The following is a 15961-nucleotide window of genomic DNA, read 5'->3' on the forward strand; positions in this document are numbered from 1 at the left end:
AGCCGGAATTGCCCCTCCGGCTGGGGGTGTGCCCGCCTCGTCGTGACTACCGACTTCCGCTCTACTCCTCCAGATCGTGGAGCCAGTTCGCCTGCTGGATCCGATTGTCGAGTTCGCGCAGCTCCTGCGCGACCGCATCCGCGCGCGAGCGCAGCTCGGCGACGGGAAGCGCGGAGATCTGACGCAGCTCCGACCGCATCTGACGCAGGAACTGGTCGTTCGCCCCGGATGCCGCCGCGGCGGCGTCCGCGAGCAGCGAGTGCTGCAGCCGGAGCACGTCGCGGGCGGCCAGAGCATCGGTCATGGTTCCGTCGGTACCCAGATCCAGACGCGAGTTCGTCGCGTTGATCCGCCTGATGAGGTCGCGGAGCAGCAGCAGATCGGCATCCGCTCGGACGATCAGGGCGGCAGCATCCTCTGCGGGCTCCTCGCCCTCCTGGTACCTGGCGTTCGCGGTGATGCGCGCACGCAGCTGCTCTATGCGGCGCTGCAGGTCTGCGCGGGCGGTGAGTGCCTCTGCGAGTTTCATGGCTTCATCCTGTCAGGGCGCCACCGTGTAACACAGCGTCACACAACGATGCGTCAGCGCGATCGCAGGAGAGCGGCGTGCTCGGGGTGCGCCTCGAACCAATCGGAGACGTACCAGCACACCGCGTCGACCTTTCGATCTCCGCGCGCCTCGATGTCGGCGACTGCCCCCTCGACGACAGTCCCCGCGTAGCCGTGGCCGCGGAAAGTAGGGATCGTGAAGGCCCTCGTCAGGGCTATCGTGCGTCCGTCGTCGCGGTAGTCGAGCACGCTCACCAGCTGCCCGTCGCGCGTCAGCGTGTACCGCGATGCGTCCTTCTCGTCGGTGAGGATGAAACCGGATGCGAGCGTCGAAATGGTCACCCTCACCACGTTACGCCCGCCCCCACCACGGTCGGCCGTTTTGACACGCGCGGACTTCTTCCGACATAATCCCCCCATGACTACCAACGCAAGCCCTTTGTCCGCCCAGGAGGCGAACAGGACTGCCGGGATGATGATGCCCGGTCGCGTTGGCATGTGTTGCCGAATGTGTCGCTGAACGAACAGCCACTCCGTCTGACCTGACTTCTCGCGATCTGCGAGGTATGGGTCATCGAGCATCCACCCTTTGCTCGCTCTTCCGGCTCGCCCGGTCATTCATGCAACGCATCAGAGCCTCTTCCCGGCTCACGTCCTGAGGACTTCATCATCATGTCGAACACCGCACTTCTCGAGCGTCCCGCCGCCACCGCAACCGTCCGCACCGCCGCATCGGCACCCGCGGCCGCCCCGCTCGACGCTGATCTTCCCGCCGTCCGCTCGCCCCGCGGCTTCGCCCTCTACGTCGGTCTCGACGAGATCAAGGCAGCCGAAGCCGGAGTCAGCCTTCCGCTCCTGGTCGACGCCCTGCGCCGCACTCTCGCCGAGCTCGCTCCCGGCGCCGAGACGCACGCGACCGTCGCACTCGCCCCACACGGATCTGGGGGCCGCGATCTCGACGTCGTCCGTCTGGCGCTGCACGAACCCGGTGCCATCGCGCGCACCAAGGCCGCCGCAGAAGAGGAGACCACCGACGAAGAGGGCGGCGTCGTCGTCGACATCTCGCGCAAGCGCGTGCTGATCGACGGAGAGTCCGCGGCGTTCACCTACAAGGAGTTCGAGCTGCTGCAGTACCTCGTGCTCCGCGAGGGGCGCACGATCGAGCGCAGCGAACTCGTCTCGGCACTGTGGCAGGCGCAGGACGACGAGACCCCCGGCGAGCGCACGATCGACGTGCACGTGAGGCGTCTGCGCGCGAAGCTCGGCCGCTACGAAGACATCGTCCGCACCGTGCGGGGCATCGGCTACCGCTTCGACCGTCACGCCGACGTCGTCATCCGCTACGGCCACGGCACCCCCTCGCCCGACCGCTTCTGATCCGAGTGTCAGGCCCGCCACGTATGGTGGGGCGCATGACCCTGACCGCGGATGCCGGAGCCGCCGACGCGGCTCCGTCCGGTGCACCGCGAGAGACCGTGTATCGACCCGCGGCACCCGTCGATCTCCGCTCGACGGTCGGGATGCTGCGGCGAGGCCCCGGCGACCCGACCATGGTCTTCGACGGTCCGGTGATCTGGCGCACCCTCCGGACTCCGCTCGGCGCCGCGACGTTGGCGCTGCGCGCACAGGGCGGAGAGATCAGGGCCACCGCGTGGGGCGGCGGCGCCGATCACGCGCTCGACACCGTGCCCGACCTATGCGGCGCAGGCGACGACCCGTCTGGCTTCGATCCCTCGCACCATCCGCTGATCTCCGAGGTCGCCCGCCGTTCGCCCGGCATCCGTCTGGCTCGCACCGGCGTGGTGTTCGATGCCCTCGCGTGCGCCGTCATCGAGCAGAAGGTCACCGGTCTCGAGGCCTTCCGCGCCTGGAGGCTGCTCGTCACGAAGTTCGGCGAGCGCGCACCCGGCCCGACCCCGCGCCCGATGTACACCGCGCCGACCGCGGCGGAGTGGCGTCGCATCCCCTCGTGGGACTGGCATCGGGTCGCGGTGCAGCCGCCGCAGTCGAAGACCATCGTGCGAGTCGCCGAGCGGGCCGACAGCATGTCCCGCGCGCTGCTGGCCGCATCCACGGGCGACGAGCGCGACCGTGTGCTGACGAGCTTCCCCGGCATCGGTGTGTGGACCTCGGCCGAGACGCGCATCCGGGCACTCGGCGATCCGGACGCGGTGAGCGTCGGCGACTACCACCTGGCCCATGAGGTCGGGTACGCGCTCACCGGACATCGCACCGATGACGACGGGATGCTCGATCTGCTCGCCCCGTGGGCAGGCCACCGCCAGCGCGTCATCCGGCTCATCTTCGCGAGTGGAGTGAGCGAGCCCCGCCGGGGGCCACGGCTCTCCCCCGAAGACCACCGCAGTCGCTGACCTCCCCCGATGAGAGGATCGCCCGTAGGCTGAGCCCATGTCGCGCAACCTACTCCGATTCTCCGTCACCGCAGGGCTTCTCATCCTCGGTGTCGTGATCGGCCTGATCTTCCAGAACGTCTGGCTCGGCATCCTGCTGGCCGCGATCGTCTGGCTCGGCTGGTTCATCGGCTACGAATCCCGCCGCGGCCGCAACGCCGGCGTCAACGACGAAGACCACGGCGTCGAGCTCTGAGCCGTCAGTAGTACACGGCCAGCGGACCGGAGGGGCCCTCGACCACCTGCACCGAGGTGTCGAACACCCGAGTGAGCACCTCGCCGGTCATGATCTCGGAGGGTGGACCGAACTCCACCACCTCACCGTCCTTCATGGCGCAGATGTGATCGGCGTAGTGCCCCGCGAAATTGATGTCGTGCAGCACGATCACGATCGTCCGCCCGAGTTCCTCAGCCGCCCGACGCAGGTGTTTCATCATCTGCACGGCATGCTTCATGTCGAGGTTGTTGAGCGGCTCGTCGAGCAGCACGAACGCGGTGTCCTGCGCCAGCACCATCGCGACGTAGGCCCGCTGTCGCTGGCCGCCGGAGAGCTCGTCGAGATAGCGCCCTTCCAGGTCGCCGAGGTCGAGGAAGTCGATCGCTCTGCTGATGATCTCCTCATCGTCGCGGGTCAGCCGGCCCTGCGAATGCGGGAAGCGCCCGAATCCGACGAGCTGGCGCACGGTGAGCCGCGTCACGAAGTGGTTCTCCTGGCGGAGCACCGAGACGATCTTCGCGAGGTCCTTCGACTTCGTGGTCGCGACGTCGAATCCCGCGATCTCGATCGCCCCGGCGTCCATGCCGCCGAGCCGTCCGATCATGGTCAGCAGCGTCGACTTGCCCGCGCCGTTGGGACCGATCAGCGCGGTGATCCCGCCGGCGGGGATCTCGAGGTCCACGGGGCCGATCGCGACCTCGTCGCTGTAGTCGCGGCGGACGCCGTCGAGTGTGATCACAGCCTGCCCTTTCTGAGGATGACGATGAGGAAGACGGTTCCGCCGACGAGCTCGATGAGGATCGAGACCATGCCCTGCGCATAGAAGACGTTCTTCATGACGAAGTACGCCCCGGCGAGGATCGTGAAGGCCGTGAGCACGGCCACGGGGAAGACGAGTCGATGGTCGTATGTGTCGGCGAACTGGTAGGCGAGGGTCGCGACGAGAAAGCCGAGGAACGTCATGGGCCCGACCAGCGCGGTCGATGTCGCCATCAGGACGGCGACGAGGAAGAGCACGATGTAGAGCTCGCGCTTGTGGTCGAGTCCGAGCGAACGCGACACGTCAGGGCCGAGCGCGAGCAGGTTCAGTCTCCTGGACCTCATCCAGAGCAGCGCCGAGGCCGCGACGCACAGCGGAATCGCGAGAGGCAGATACGACGCGTCGGCGTTGGAGACGTTGCCGAACAGTCGCGCCGCGAGCACGTCGAACTCGCTCGGCGTGAGCAGCCGCTGCATGAAGGTCGAGATCGCCCCGAGGCCCCCGCCGATGATGATCCCGATGAGCAGCATGATCTGCAGGTTGCCGTAGCGCCCCGACAGCAGCCATCCGTACAGCGCCATCGCGAGCCCCACCATGATCACGACCTGCAGGCCGAACTGCCAGACACCCTGGATCGCCACAAGACCGGCGACGCCGAACAGGTACACCGTGGTGGTCTGCACGACGCGATAGAGCGACTCGAATCCCATGATCGACGGCGTGATGATGCGGTTGTTGGTGACCGTCTGAAAGCTCACGGTCGCGATCGCCTGCGCCACCGCGACCACGGCCATCACGGTCACGTTCGTCACCCGGAGCTTCGCGATGCGCCAGAATCCGGGCGATCCGATCGGCATCGGGTTCTCCCACGCGAGCAGAGCGAAGGCGAAGGCCACGGAGAGGACGACGAGGATGCCGAGCACGATGACGTACCGACGCCGCGCGCGCGGCGTCGTGAAGGATCCGGAGGTGCGGGTGCCGACCGCTGTCGCGCTAGCCATGACGACGCTGCCTCAGCAGGAGCAGGATGAAGACGATCGCGCCGACGACGCCGAGGATCAGCGACACCGGCACTTCGAACGGCATGATGATCGTCCGTCCGATGATGTCGCAGACCGTGACGATCGCGACGCCGAGCAGGCAGACCCACGGCAGGTTGCTGCGCAGATCGTCGCCGCGGACCATCGAGACGATGTTGGGCACGATCAACCCGAGGAAGGGAAGGTTGCCGACGACCACCGTGACGACGCCCGTGGTGACGGCGATGAGCACTGTGCCCAGCAGGATCACCCGGTTGTAGTCGACCCCGACGTTCGTGGCGATCTCCTCCCCCAGCCCTGCGATCGTGAGACGGTCGGCGACGATGAAGACGACGACTCCGACGATCGCGACGATCCAGAGCATCTCGTACTGTCCGCGGAGCACCGAGGTGAAGCTGCCTGCGAACCAGACCCCGAGAGCCTGCAGCGAGTCGGTCGCGAGCGCGAAGTAGGTCGACACCGACCCGACGACGGCACCCAGCATGATGCCGACGATCGGGACGATGAGAGACGACTTCAGCGAGACCCGCCGCAGGAAGGCGAAGAACACCATGGTGCCGATGAAGGCCGCGATGATCGCGCCTGCCATCCTCAGCGGGATCGAGGGGTTCGGCACGAGCACCATCACGGCGAGCAGCCCGAGCCCTGCCCATTCGGTGGTGCCTGTGGTCGTGGGTTCGACGAAGCGATTCTGGGTGAGGAGCTGCATCACCAATCCGGCCATCGCCATCGCGGCCCCCGCGAGGACGAGGGCGATCGTGCGCGGGACGCGAGTGATCTGGAACATCTCGGCACCGTCAGCGGCCCCGGCGATGTCGTAGACCCCGGTGAACAGGGAGACGACGAGAAGGGCGACGACGACGAGGATGCCGACGAGGAGCTTGACGTCGAAGAGCCGCCCGGCAGACCGGGGCGGCTCGGTGGAGAACGCGGTGCGGGTCATCGTGAGACGCCGGCCGGCGGCATCCGCCTTCGAGCGGATGCCGCCGAGCGACCTACTTCTGTGCGGCCTCGAGGGCGTCGGCGAAGTCGTTCAGGAACGTCGTGTACGTCTGGATGCCCTCGTTCAGGTACGTGTCGGTCGGCATGTAGACGATCTGCTCGTCAGCGACGGCCGTGACGCCGGCGAGCGCCTCGGAGTTCTCGAGGATCTCCGATGCCTGCACGTAGTCGGAGGTCGCTGCGGCGAAGACGGCGTCGCGATCGAGCACGAGGAGCCAGTCGGGGTTCGAGGCGGCGATCGCCTCGACCGAGATGTCGTCTCCCTGGTGGTCGTCCGAGGCGTCGGCGACCTCGAGTGCCGGGGTCAGCCCGAGGATGTCGTAGATCGGCCCGAGCGAGCGACCCACGGTCGGGGCGAGATAGCCGATCTCGCCACCCGAGGTGTTCACGGCCATGACCGTGTCGGCGTCGTCGTAGGCGGCCTTCGCCCGCTCGACCGCCGCGTCGAAGTCGTCGACCAGTGCCTGCGCGTCATCCTGCTTGCCGAAGATCTCGCCGAGCACGGTCACCTGCCGCTTGAGCTCCTCGTCGAAGGGCTCGCCCTCGCGAGGCTCGAGATCGATGATCGTGGCGTCGGGCACGAGCTCGGAGATGGCCTCGTTGTGCTGAGTGAAGCGCTGTCCGCTGATGATGAGGTCGGGTTCGACGGCGACGATCGCCTCGAGGTCGGGCTCGCTGTGCAGGCCGATGTCGACGATCGAGTCGTCGTCGAGGTATGACACGGTGTCGGGCATGAGCGCGACCGCGCCGGCGGAGAGCTCGACACCCCAGTCGGAGAGGGTCTGGAAGGTCCGGTTGTCCAGTGCGACGACGGACGCGGGAGGAGTGGCGATCTCATGCGATCCGGTGTTGTCCTCGATCGTGACCGAGTCGGCGGCGGGCGCGGTCTCGGCCGGCTCGGCTTCGGCTCCGGAAGCGCAGCCGGCGAGGGCGAGGAGACCGACGAGACCGACGCTCGTGGCGCTGAGGATTCTGGGCATGGACATGGAGAGACTCCTGTTCTGCGGTGATTGGTGCGCGCGGGCGGCGCAGGACAGGCGGACTTAGGTTCCCCTAACTCCGCCTCGAAGATAGGTTAGCCTTACTTTATGAGCGATACGAAATCCGGTTTCTCCATCGAGCGCCGAGGCCTCGATCTGCGCTTCCGCACCGTCACGCTGAGCGCCCGGGAATGGCTGGCACCCGACTTCGTGCGCGTGCGCCTCACGGGCGGCGACCTCGAGGGCTTCGAGTCCCCCGGCTCCGACGACCACATGCGTCTGTTCTTCCCTGCGGGCCCCGTGGGATCCGTCGAGGAGATGCGGGCTGCGCCGAGTCGCGAGTACACACCGCTCGCTTGGGGTGAGGACTGGCTCGACATCGAATTCGCCGTGCATGGCGACTCAGGTGTCGCGGCGCCCTGGGCGGCGACTGCCCCTCTGGGCTCATCCATCGGCGTGGGCGGGCCGCGCGGGTCGGCCGTGCTGAACGGCAGCCCCGACTCCTGGCTGCTCGTCGGAGACGAGACGGCGATCCCCGCGATCCGGCGCTTCGCGGCGCTCATCCCCGCGGGCATTCCGGCCCGGATCGTGATCGAGACGGTATCGGCGGGGCGCGAGATCGACATCGAAGCGCCCGTCGACATCGAATGGCTGCATCGGGGTGACGCACCCTCCGGGTCCGCGCTCATCGCGTTCCTCGACGACCTGGCGACGGAAGAGGCGACCGGTGACGACCCGTTCGTGTTCATCGCGGCCGAGCAGTCGATCGTCAAGCCCGGCCGCGCTTTGCTCGACCGTTGGGGCATCGACTCCGCGAACGCGGTCGTCAAGGGCTACTGGAAGCGCGGCGAAGCCGAGTACCACGCGCCGCACTAGTGCCGCGCGTGCCTCGACTGGAAGACTGAACGCATGGCACTTCTGGATCATCTGGGCATCACCGTCGACGACCTCGAACGGGGCAGAGCCCAGTTCCACCCCGTGCTCATGGCGCTCGGCTACGTGAGCGGCGGGGAAGACGACCATTCCATCTCATGGAACAACGGCGACGAGACAGAGATCATCCTGTACGCATGGGATGAGGACTCCGGCCCTCACCGCCACGGCCGGGTCGGCTGGCAGCACATCGCGTTCGCCATGCCCTCGCGCGATGAGGTAGATCGCCTGCATGCAGTGGCGCTCGATGCCGGATGGACGGCCGTCCGAGACCCGAAGGAGTACCCGCGGTACACCGACCGCTACTACGCCTCCTTCGTCGAGGATGCCGACGGCATCCGCGTCGAGTTCATGCACAACCCCCCGCGCGATTCCGCTTGACTCCCGGGCGTGTCGCGCCCTATTGTGGCAAAGCTGTGCCGATCGCGCACAGCATTCACGCCGAGGAGACGACGGATGACCGCCCTGCGGAACTTCCCCTTCGCCGCGGTCTTGCCGCTTCAGCAGAAGCGCAATGACCGCTACGAGTCGTACCCTCCGGCGCGCGCCGTGTGACAGCATCCGCTGTTCTCATGCCCCGCACCGTCAGGTTCGGGGCATTTCTGTTTCTCTCGAGACTCCCGACCTGTGGCTGAACATCACTCAAGGAAGGAATCATGGAGAGGCTCTCCACACGGCTGCTCTCGTGGGCGTCGATGATCGATGAGAAGACACTCGATCAGGCGCACACCACCGCGCGCATGCCGTTCATCCACCCGCACCTGGCTCTGATGCCCGATGCGCACCTCGGCAAGGGAGCGACGGTCGGCTCGGTCATCCCGACGCTCGGCGCGATCATCCCCGCCGCAGTCGGTGTCGACATCGGCTGCGGCATGATCGCGGTTCGCACCCAGTTCACGAAGGGCGACCTCGCCGGTCGCGATCTCGCCGAGCTGCGCGAGCAGATCGAGCGCGCGATCCCGCTGTCGGCGGGGCGCTACAACAACAAGATCGTCGCGAGTGCCGAACCGCGCATCGCAGAGCTCGAGACGCTCGCTGAGCAGAGCGAGTTCGACCCTGAGAAGTACGCCAGGAACTGGCGACTGCAGCTCGGAACGCTCGGCTCCGGCAACCACTTCATCGAGGTGTCGGTGGACGAGCTCGACCGCGTGTGGCTCTTCCTGCACTCGGGTTCTCGAGGCGTCGGCAACAGGATCGCCGGTCACCACATCGCCGTCGCGCAGCGGCTGGCGAAGCAGTGGTGGATCGAGCTGCCCGACCCCGACCTCGCGTACCTCGTCGAAGGCACTCCCGAGTTCACCCGGTACATCCGCGAGCTGCGGTGGGCCCAGCACTTCGCACTGCTCAACCGCGAGGAGATGATGGACCGGGTCGCACGGCAGGTGTCGGAGTTTCTCGGCGCCCCGGTCGACGAGCAGGAGCGCATCAACTGCCACCACAACTTCACCGAGTCGGAGAAGCACTACGGCAAGAGGGTGTGGGTGTCGAGAAAGGGCGCGATCCAGGCGGATGCCGGTCGTCCGGGACTCATCCCGGGCTCGATGGGAACGGCGTCGTACGTGGTCAAAGGGCTCGGTGACCCGCAGTCGCTGAACTCTTCACCGCACGGCGCCGGCCGGGAGTACTCGCGCTCGGCGGCTCGGCGCACGTTCTCGCACGAGCAGCTGCGTGAGGCGATGGAGGGGATCGAGTTCCGCGACACGAGCGCCTTCATCGATGAGATCCCGCAGGCGTACAAGCCGATCGATCAGGTGATGACGGATGCCGCGAGCCTGGTCGAGATCAGGCACACGCTGCGTCAGCTCGTCAACGTCAAGGGCGACTGAGCACGGGGGTGGGCGAGTGATGAGGAATCCCCGCCCACCCCTCCTGCACGACCGCCCTGCGACTCGCAGTTCCTCACACTGCTCGGGATGACGGTATACAGCGACCACGATTCCGCTGCTCGGCGTGGAACGATGCGAGGATGACATGGTGTACCTCATGACCGACGCTCAGATCTGGACCATGATCGGGTGTTTCACCGCGCTCATGTTCGGCATGCTGACCGTCGTCTCCACATTGTTCATCCGGGTCGTCCGCACCGAGATCGGTGGCCTCCGCAACGAGATGAACGCCCAGATCGGCGGACTCCGCGGCGAGATGAACGCCCGCTTCGACACCGTGAACACGCGCATCGACGGACTCGACCGCGACATGCAGGCCGTGGTCAAGCGCTCGTTCGGGCTCGACCGCGACTGACATCGGCCCACCACCTCATGCCTTCGTCCATCGCCTCGGATGACGTCTACGACGCATTCCCCGAGCGGCCCTGCGGCACAGCGGTGCTGCTGCTCGCGGGTTCGAGTGGGCGCCTCGAGTCCGCTCGCGCCGATCTGCTCAGCCATCGCGGCGCTCGGGTGCGCGCGATCCGCTGGTTCGGCGGCATCGGCCAGCGACCGGCGCCCCATGAGGTCCCGATCGAGATGTTCATCGATCAGATCGAGCTGCTGCAGCGAGACCACGATCGCGTGGCGACCTTCGGAACGTCTTTCGGCGCCGAGGCGGCCCTCGTCACGTCGACCACCGTCGAGGTCGACGCGACCATCGCCGTCTCCCCCTCGTCCGTCGTCTGGTCGGGGCTGGCAGAGGGTCGGTGGTCGTCGCACTGGACTCTGGGAGGTTCTCCGCTGCCGTCGGTCGAGTTCGACCCGGCATGGACGCCGACCACCGATCCGCCGGAGTACCTTTCGCTGTACTCGTCGAGCCTGAACCTCGACCCGGCGCTCACTGAGGCGGCGACGATTCCCGTCGAGCGGATCTCCGGAGACCTTCTGCTGATCGCCGGCGGCGACGACCGCGTGTGGCCGAGCGCCGCGTTCACGACGGCGATCTCACAGCGCAGACATGCCCGTGGCAGAAGTACGACGATCGTCCAGCATCCGGATGCAGGGCATCGTCTGCTCCTGCCCGGCGAGGCCCCCGCGGCCGGCGGCATGCACATGGCTCGGGGCGGCACACCGCGCGCCGATGCAGCGCTCGGCGCGCAGGCCTGGCCTCAGATCTCGCGGATCCTCGGCCTCGATCCGGGCTGATGTCAGGCGATCGGAGTGGCGACGGCCTCGGCATCCGTCCGGTCGGTGAAAGCCTCTTTCGGAACGAAGACGAGGATCGCGGCGGCGACGAGCGCAGTCACGCCGCAGACCACCCAGACCGTGACGTAGCCGGCGAATGACCCTGCGGTGCCCTCGACCACTCCGCTCACGCCGTTGAGCAGTGCGATCCCGAAGATGCACGAGGCGATCGCTCCGCCGACCGTCTTGACCGAGTTGGTGAGCCCCGTCGCGACACCGGTCTGCGTCGCGGGCGCCGCCGACGCAGCCGCCGCGGGGAGAGCCGCCACGAGAGCGCCGGAGCCGAGTCCGACGATGACCATGTTGGTCACCACCTGCACATAGGAGTCATGGAAAGGCAGGAACAGCAGGAACCCGATGCCGACGAGCAGAGACGCGCCCATGAGAGTGATCCGCGGGCTCACCAGTCGAGCGACGAGAGGGAAGAGCAGTGCACCCGCGATCATCGCGATCAGGTACAGCCCGATGATCAGCGATGTCGCGAAGCCCGTTGTTCCGAGCCCATAGCCGTAGACGCCCGGATCGGTGCGGGCGAACGTCGACAGCGGGGCCTGGGCTCCCAGCACGCTCACCCCGAAGAGTCCGGCCGTGAGGAACACGGGCCCGAGGGCCGGTGAGCGGAACATGCGCACGTCGATGAGCGGGTCGTCGCAGCGCAGCTCCCAGAGCACGAACGGGATGACCAGCAGGATGCCGAGCACGACGACCGCCCATGACCAGGGGTTGACGAGTCCGCCCTCGAGACGGAGCAGGCTCAGCCCGCCGGTGAAGCAGATCAGGGCGAGCGAGATCAGCACGACGCCGACCGTGTCGAATACACCGCCGGTCGGATCGGGCGACTCCTGCACCCCGAACAGGATCACGAAGAAGCAGACGACGACGAGGGCCGCGGGAATGAGGAGCACGACCGTCAGCGGCAGGACGTCGATGAGCGCACCGCCGACGAGAGCACCGATGATCGCCCCGCCCTCGAGCGCCGCGACCAGCAGCCCTGCGGCTTTCGCTGTGATCGACGATCGCCCCTCCATCCGGCGGGAGCGTGACCAGATGAGCGCGATCTCGAGCGGCAGCCAGACGACGTAGAAGCCCATCAGCGCCCAGCCGATCAGGAACACGGGGAACGAGTCCGTGAACGGCAGGACGAGCGCCGCTGCGGCGGTCAGCGCCGTCGAGATCAACAGCATCCGCTTGTGACCGACCATGTCGCCGAGCTTCGCGAACGCCGGCACGACGAGCGCCGAGAGCATGAGCTGCGTGCCTTCCAGCCAGTTGACGTCGGCGTCGTGGATGCCCAGATGCCGCGCGATGTCGGTGAGCATGGGCGTGTAGTACCCCTGCAGCACGCCGCTGGTGAACTCGACGAAGGCGAGGAAGCCGACGACCGTGGCGAGGGTTCCCAGAGTGCGGGTGCGCGTCATCGCGGCTCCTCGGTGAAAGGGCTGAGTCGGGCGGCGAGACGCCCGTAAAGGGGCGAGATCACCCTAGCTTCTCGAGGAGAGCCCGATGGAACCGCTCCCCCCGCTCGAGCGCAGCGATCTCGACGTTCTCATCGACGCCATGGATCGACGCCCGCTGCGCGTTCGACATGTCGAGCGGTGCGAAGCGGTAGACGGCCGGCGCGAAACGGTGGAAGTGGCGGGAATCCGTCGCCGCCATCATCACGTACGGCACGGCGGGGACTCCGGGGTGCGAGACCGCGAGCGCGTCGGCGAGCACCGCGAACTGGGCGTTGTCGGTCGCAGATTCGGGTGATGGTTCGCTCGCCTCCTCGACGCGGACCGTGACCAGCGGATCCCGGATGCGCCGACGCACCCGCAGCACGGTCTGCTGCGTCGTCTCGCCCAGAGCGATGCGCAGATTCACGGTCGCCGACGCCTGCGAGGGGAGGACGTTCGCCGCCGTGCCACCCGACTGCATCGTCGGGGCGACGGTCGTGCGCACGAGAGCTGCGGGCTCGCCTCCGAGTGCGGCGAACAGCTGGCCGGTCAGAAGCGGGGCGGAGCCGAGCAGACGCAGCAGATGCCGTGCGGGGCCGGGGGTCTGAGCGCCGAGCTGCGACAGCATCCGCCCGATCGCATCCGACGGACGAGGTCGGAACGTCCGCGGACCGAGGCGATCCACGGCCCTCGCCACCCGCCGCACAGCCGTGAGAGAGGGTGGTGCCGATGCGTGGCCGCCCTCGCCGCGCGCCGAGAGGGTGAGAGTCATGATGCCCTTCTCACCGACGCCGATCATCGCCGCTCGCCCTGAAACGAAGGGCAGCGGCGCCTCGACGACCGCGCCACCTTCGTCGACCACGAGCCACGGGACGATGCCTCGCTCGCGGAGCACCCGCGCGATCTCCTCAGCTGCTCTGCCGAAGGTCTCCTCGTTGCCGCCGAACGAGAGATAGACGTCCCGTGCGGGGATGAAACCCTCGGCGAGCAGATTCTCGACCGCCTCGAGCACGACGATCAGCGGGCCCTTGTCGTCGAGAGCTCCGCGCCCGTAGACCACCCCGTCGGCGATGACGCCCGCGAACGGAGGATGCGTCCACGGATCGCTCTCATCCACCGGGACCACGTCGTAGTGCGCCATCAGCACGACCGGCCCGTCGGCTCCGGCATCTCTGCCCGACCAGTGGAAGAGCAGCCCGAAATCGGTATGCCGCTCGAGCGTCAGGTGCTCGTGGACGAGCGGATAGAGGTCGGCAATCAGTCCGACGAAGGCCTCGAACGGCTCGGTTCCGCGCTCATCCAGCTCGGCCGACACGGTCGGGAGCTGGATCATCTGCGAGAGCCGTTCGGCGATTCCCGGTCGAGGTTCTGTCACGTCGGCCATCGTAGCGCCGGGCCGATCATCGGCTTCCAGCCGCGCTCCGGGCGCAGTTCGTGCCGCGTGGCGCGGAGCCGAGCGGCACGAACCGCGACCGCAACGGCTCACGGCCGTCACTCGGGGCGACGAGCCCGCGAGAGAATGGAAGGATGAGCCTGTTCGCCCTGGCACCCAAGCGCGGTCCGCGCTGGCACCTCGCGACCCAGGCGGCTCTGGGCATCGCGGTGCCGATCGCCGTCATGACCCTGCTCGGCCAGCCGTCGCTCGGCTACGTCGCGGCGTCGGGCGCGTTCACGGTGCTCTTCGCGGGCACTGCCCCGGTGGTCGATCGCGCGAGGATCCTGCCCTTCGTCGCCGCGGGGCTGATCGCCAGCGCCGCGCTCGGAGTCGCTGCGTCTGCCAACCCGTGGCTCGTGAGCATCGGCGTCGTGGTGGTCGCGGTCGTCAGCGCGGCTCTGTCGTTCGGTTTCCGCCTCGGCCCACCGGGGCCCCTCTTCTTCGTGCTGGTCTTCGGACTCTCGGCCCATGTGATCGTCAGCTCGCCGATCGAACCGATCGTCTACCTCGCCGCGCTCGCGGCCGGGTGTGTGTTCTCCTATCTGATCGCGATGACGCCGCTTCTGCTCCCCCGCGCACGGTCGATCTCGGCCCGGCCGCTGCGTGAGCTCCTGCCCGGGCCCGCCTTCACGGCCGATTCGCGCATGCTGGTGGTCCGAGTCGCCCTCGTCGCCGTCGTCGGCGTTCTGCTGGGGCTGGTGATCGACCCGACGCGGACGTACTGGATCGTCGGATCGGCCGTCGCGGTGATCGGCGTCGCGGCAGCCCGCCGCGCCGCGGTGCAGCGCGGACTGCACCGCATGCTCGGGACCGTCGTCGGCGCAGGGGTCTACGCGCTTCTCGCCCTGCTGCATCCGTCGGGTCTCTGGCTGGCGCTGCTTCTCGGCGCCCTGCAGTTCACGATCGAGCTCGTCGTGGTGCGCCACTACGCTCTCGCGCTCGTCTTCATCACGCCGCTCGTGCTGCTGCTGACAGGTGCGGCGACCGGCGAGATCGGTTCGATGGACGTCGCGTGGGAACGTATCGTCGACACCCTCGTCGGGGCTGCGCTCGGTGCGCTCTCCGGTCTGCTGCATCCGCGGTCCACGACGCCTCGCACCTGACCCTCGGTCGACGCGTCAGAGATCGACACCGACCGTCTCGCCGTCTGGCTGTCGGAGTCACGGGTCGTGCAGTGGGACTACGAGCACATCCGCACGAATCGGGGCCTCGTCAAACGCACCGAGTTCTGACCTCGATCCGGGAACACGACGGGCCGGCGCCGGGTTGCACATCGAGAGCCGAGAGGAGAGCGATGGAACTCACGCTGGTCACATCCGCGTTCTGCGGCGCCTGCTCGCGAACCCGTGCGGTCGTGGCTGATGCGGTGCGCTACCTTCCCGATGCGACCGTCACCGAGATCGACGTCGCCTCGGAGCCGGATGCTGCCGAGGCGCTCGACATACGCTTCACCCCCACGGTCATCATCCGCGATGCCTCGGGCGCAGAGGTCTTCCGGGCAGAAGGCGTGCCGACGGTGCCTCAGGTGCTGACGGCCGCCGTGAAGGCGCTCCCCGCCTGAGCGAGGAGTCGCTCTTGCGGATGTCCGACCCCCATCGCAGAATGAGCCGCAGCAGGGCCGACGGCGGCCCCGCCTGACATCTCTGGGGGCAGTCATGGCCACACTCAATCCGTATCTCTCGTTCCGCACCGAAGCGCGACAGGCGATGGAGTTTTATCAGGGCATCCTCGGCGGTGACCTCGAGATCAACGTTTTCGGCGAGTTCCCCGACATGGTGCAGAACCCCGATCAGCACGATCTCGTGATGCACGCGCAGCTCACGACGCCAGACGGCCTGGTGCTCATGGCGTCAGACACCCCCGACGGCATCCCGTTCGAGCCGCCGCAGGGATTCTCGGTCTCGCTCAGCGGAAACTCGCAGGAGAAGACGCAGCAGGTGTGGGACGCCCTGTCTGACGGCGCGGCGATCACCATGCCGCTCGACACTCCCCCGTGGGGCGGCAGTTTCGGGATGCTCGTCGACCGGTTCGGAGTGCCGTGGATGCTGCACGGCGACCCCGAGTGAGTCGCCCCTCGACCTAGTA

Annotated in this window: 19 protein-coding genes; 11 read left to right on the forward strand and 8 right to left on the reverse strand. The window is 67.7% G+C overall.

Features of this window, described 5'->3' with window-relative positions:
- Window positions 1-61: 61 nt before the first annotated feature.
- Complete coding sequence (locus tag ACLKOY_RS07715) at window positions 62-529, reverse strand: DIP1984 family protein (RefSeq protein ID WP_436453102.1); 468 nt, start codon at window positions 527-529, stop codon at window positions 62-64.
- Between the two features lie 53 nt (window positions 530-582).
- Complete coding sequence (locus ACLKOY_RS07720; RefSeq protein WP_258184399.1) at window positions 583-891, reverse strand: GNAT family N-acetyltransferase; 309 nt, start codon at window positions 889-891, stop codon at window positions 583-585.
- Window positions 892-1221: 330 nt separating this feature from the next.
- Between ACLKOY_RS07720 and ACLKOY_RS07725 the strand changes: the two genes are divergently transcribed.
- From ACLKOY_RS07725 to ACLKOY_RS07735, 3 genes are read left to right on the forward strand one after another with little or no spacing between them, the layout of a single operon-like run.
- The gene (locus ACLKOY_RS07725) at window positions 1222-1926 is read left to right on the forward strand and encodes a winged helix-turn-helix domain-containing protein (RefSeq protein ID WP_140036250.1); all 705 of its coding nucleotides are present in this window, start codon (window positions 1222-1224) and stop codon (window positions 1924-1926) included.
- Between the two features lie 35 nt (window positions 1927-1961).
- Entirely contained in the window at window positions 1962-2921 is a 960-nt protein-coding gene (locus ACLKOY_RS07730) for a DNA-3-methyladenine glycosylase family protein (protein ID WP_436453103.1), read from the forward strand.
- Window positions 2922-2958: 37 nt separating this feature from the next.
- Window positions 2959-3156 (forward strand): hypothetical protein, encoded by a 198-nt coding sequence (locus tag ACLKOY_RS07735; RefSeq protein WP_312171936.1) that lies wholly within the window; start codon window positions 2959-2961, stop codon window positions 3154-3156.
- A 4-nt stretch (window positions 3157-3160) separates the two neighbouring features.
- On the opposite strand, the gene ACLKOY_RS07740 is transcribed toward ACLKOY_RS07735, so the two are convergent.
- Genes ACLKOY_RS07740 through ACLKOY_RS07755 form a run of 4 tightly spaced genes read right to left on the reverse strand, consistent with a single transcriptional unit; the run spans window position 3161 to window position 6965 of the window.
- On the reverse strand, window positions 3161-3916 hold the full coding sequence (locus ACLKOY_RS07740; protein WP_436453104.1) for an iron ABC transporter ATP-binding protein: 756 nt from the start codon (window positions 3914-3916) through the stop codon (window positions 3161-3163).
- On the reverse strand, window positions 3913-4938 hold the full coding sequence (locus tag ACLKOY_RS07745) for an iron chelate uptake ABC transporter family permease subunit (RefSeq protein WP_436453105.1): 1026 nt from the start codon (window positions 4936-4938) through the stop codon (window positions 3913-3915). Before ACLKOY_RS07745 ends, ACLKOY_RS07740 begins: the two co-directional genes overlap by 4 nt.
- A complete protein-coding gene (locus ACLKOY_RS07750) occupies window positions 4931-5920 on the reverse strand; it encodes an ABC transporter permease (protein WP_436453106.1) in 990 nt (329 codons plus the stop codon). The genes ACLKOY_RS07745 and ACLKOY_RS07750 overlap by 8 nt, the downstream gene beginning before the upstream one ends.
- A gap of 52 nt (window positions 5921-5972) precedes the next feature.
- Entirely contained in the window at window positions 5973-6965 is a 993-nt protein-coding gene (locus ACLKOY_RS07755) for a siderophore ABC transporter substrate-binding protein (RefSeq protein WP_436453107.1), read from the reverse strand.
- Between the two features lie 102 nt (window positions 6966-7067).
- Between ACLKOY_RS07755 and ACLKOY_RS07760 the strand changes: the two genes are divergently transcribed.
- The 5 genes from ACLKOY_RS07760 to ACLKOY_RS07780 all read left to right on the forward strand — a co-directional run bounded on the left by ACLKOY_RS07760 (window position 7068) and on the right by ACLKOY_RS07780 (window position 10966).
- Entirely contained in the window at window positions 7068-7835 is a 768-nt protein-coding gene (locus ACLKOY_RS07760) for a siderophore-interacting protein (protein WP_436453108.1), read from the forward strand.
- 33 nt (window positions 7836-7868) lie between these two features.
- Entirely contained in the window at window positions 7869-8273 is a 405-nt protein-coding gene (locus ACLKOY_RS07765) for a VOC family protein (RefSeq protein ID WP_042538932.1), read from the forward strand.
- Between the two features lie 275 nt (window positions 8274-8548).
- On the forward strand, window positions 8549-9718 hold the full coding sequence (locus ACLKOY_RS07770; RefSeq protein ID WP_436453109.1) for an RtcB family protein: 1170 nt from the start codon (window positions 8549-8551) through the stop codon (window positions 9716-9718).
- Window positions 9719-9875: 157 nt separating this feature from the next.
- A complete protein-coding gene (locus tag ACLKOY_RS07775) occupies window positions 9876-10133 on the forward strand; it encodes a hypothetical protein (protein ID WP_056376442.1) in 258 nt (85 codons plus the stop codon).
- Between the two features lie 17 nt (window positions 10134-10150).
- Window positions 10151-10966: an acyl-CoA thioester hydrolase/BAAT C-terminal domain-containing protein gene (locus ACLKOY_RS07780; RefSeq protein WP_436453110.1), complete on the forward strand. Its 816-nt coding sequence runs from the start codon at window positions 10151-10153 to the stop codon at window positions 10964-10966.
- Between the two features lie 2 nt (window positions 10967-10968).
- Here the strand turns inward: ACLKOY_RS07780 and ACLKOY_RS07785 are convergent, their stop codons facing one another.
- Both ACLKOY_RS07785 and ACLKOY_RS07790 read right to left on the reverse strand, forming a co-directional pair.
- Window positions 10969-12423, reverse strand: coding sequence for an MFS transporter (locus ACLKOY_RS07785; protein ID WP_436453111.1), 1455 nt, complete (start codon window positions 12421-12423; stop codon window positions 10969-10971).
- 58 nt (window positions 12424-12481) lie between these two features.
- Window positions 12482-13825: a M20/M25/M40 family metallo-hydrolase gene (locus ACLKOY_RS07790; protein ID WP_436453112.1), complete on the reverse strand. Its 1344-nt coding sequence runs from the start codon at window positions 13823-13825 to the stop codon at window positions 12482-12484.
- Between the two features lie 143 nt (window positions 13826-13968).
- On the opposite strand from ACLKOY_RS07790, the gene ACLKOY_RS07795 reads away from it, so the two are divergent.
- The 3 genes from ACLKOY_RS07795 to ACLKOY_RS07805 all read left to right on the forward strand — a co-directional run bounded on the left by ACLKOY_RS07795 (window position 13969) and on the right by ACLKOY_RS07805 (window position 15942).
- Window positions 13969-14979 carry an FUSC family protein gene (locus ACLKOY_RS07795; protein ID WP_436453113.1) on the forward strand — a complete coding sequence of 337 codons (1011 nt, stop codon included), beginning with the start codon at window positions 13969-13971 and terminating at the stop codon, window positions 14977-14979.
- A 191-nt stretch (window positions 14980-15170) separates the two neighbouring features.
- Complete coding sequence (locus tag ACLKOY_RS07800; protein ID WP_363572059.1) at window positions 15171-15437, forward strand: thioredoxin family protein; 267 nt, start codon at window positions 15171-15173, stop codon at window positions 15435-15437.
- Between the two features lie 94 nt (window positions 15438-15531).
- Window positions 15532-15942, forward strand: coding sequence for a VOC family protein (locus ACLKOY_RS07805; protein WP_140036235.1), 411 nt, complete (start codon window positions 15532-15534; stop codon window positions 15940-15942).
- Window positions 15943-15961 lie beyond the last annotated feature (19 nt).

Source organism: Microbacterium sp. K2 (assembly GCF_051365005.1).
In the GTDB taxonomy this organism is placed as follows: Bacteria; Actinomycetota; Actinomycetes; order Actinomycetales; family Microbacteriaceae; genus Microbacterium; species Microbacterium foliorum_B.

What these genes read in the sequence shown, in the direction of transcription:
- ACLKOY_RS07715 (WP_436453102.1), bottom strand. Translation starts at nt 529, where the DNA reads ATGAAACTCGCAGAGGCACTCACCGCCCGCGCAGACCTGCAGCGCCGC.
- ACLKOY_RS07725 (WP_140036250.1), top strand. Translation starts at nt 1,222, where the DNA reads ATGTCGAACACCGCACTTCTCGAGCGTCCCGCCGCCACCGCAACCGTC.
- ACLKOY_RS07730 (WP_436453103.1), top strand. Translation starts at nt 1,962, where the DNA reads ATGACCCTGACCGCGGATGCCGGAGCCGCCGACGCGGCTCCGTCCGGT.
- ACLKOY_RS07735 (WP_312171936.1), top strand. Translation starts at nt 2,959, where the DNA reads ATGTCGCGCAACCTACTCCGATTCTCCGTCACCGCAGGGCTTCTCATC.
- ACLKOY_RS07745 (WP_436453105.1), bottom strand. Translation starts at nt 4,938, where the DNA reads ATGGCTAGCGCGACAGCGGTCGGCACCCGCACCTCCGGATCCTTCACG.
- ACLKOY_RS07750 (WP_436453106.1), bottom strand. Translation starts at nt 5,920, where the DNA reads ATGACCCGCACCGCGTTCTCCACCGAGCCGCCCCGGTCTGCCGGGCGG.
- ACLKOY_RS07755 (WP_436453107.1), bottom strand. Translation starts at nt 6,965, where the DNA reads ATGTCCATGCCCAGAATCCTCAGCGCCACGAGCGTCGGTCTCGTCGGT.
- ACLKOY_RS07760 (WP_436453108.1), top strand. Translation starts at nt 7,068, where the DNA reads ATGAGCGATACGAAATCCGGTTTCTCCATCGAGCGCCGAGGCCTCGAT.
- ACLKOY_RS07765 (WP_042538932.1), top strand. Translation starts at nt 7,869, where the DNA reads ATGGCACTTCTGGATCATCTGGGCATCACCGTCGACGACCTCGAACGG.
- ACLKOY_RS07770 (WP_436453109.1), top strand. Translation starts at nt 8,549, where the DNA reads ATGGAGAGGCTCTCCACACGGCTGCTCTCGTGGGCGTCGATGATCGAT.
- ACLKOY_RS07775 (WP_056376442.1), top strand. Translation starts at nt 9,876, where the DNA reads ATGACCGACGCTCAGATCTGGACCATGATCGGGTGTTTCACCGCGCTC.
- ACLKOY_RS07780 (WP_436453110.1), top strand. Translation starts at nt 10,151, where the DNA reads ATGCCTTCGTCCATCGCCTCGGATGACGTCTACGACGCATTCCCCGAG.
- ACLKOY_RS07785 (WP_436453111.1), bottom strand. Translation starts at nt 12,423, where the DNA reads ATGACGCGCACCCGCACTCTGGGAACCCTCGCCACGGTCGTCGGCTTC.
- ACLKOY_RS07790 (WP_436453112.1), bottom strand. Translation starts at nt 13,825, where the DNA reads ATGGCCGACGTGACAGAACCTCGACCGGGAATCGCCGAACGGCTCTCG.
- ACLKOY_RS07795 (WP_436453113.1), top strand. Translation starts at nt 13,969, where the DNA reads ATGAGCCTGTTCGCCCTGGCACCCAAGCGCGGTCCGCGCTGGCACCTC.
- ACLKOY_RS07800 (WP_363572059.1), top strand. Translation starts at nt 15,171, where the DNA reads ATGGAACTCACGCTGGTCACATCCGCGTTCTGCGGCGCCTGCTCGCGA.
- ACLKOY_RS07805 (WP_140036235.1), top strand. Translation starts at nt 15,532, where the DNA reads ATGGCCACACTCAATCCGTATCTCTCGTTCCGCACCGAAGCGCGACAG.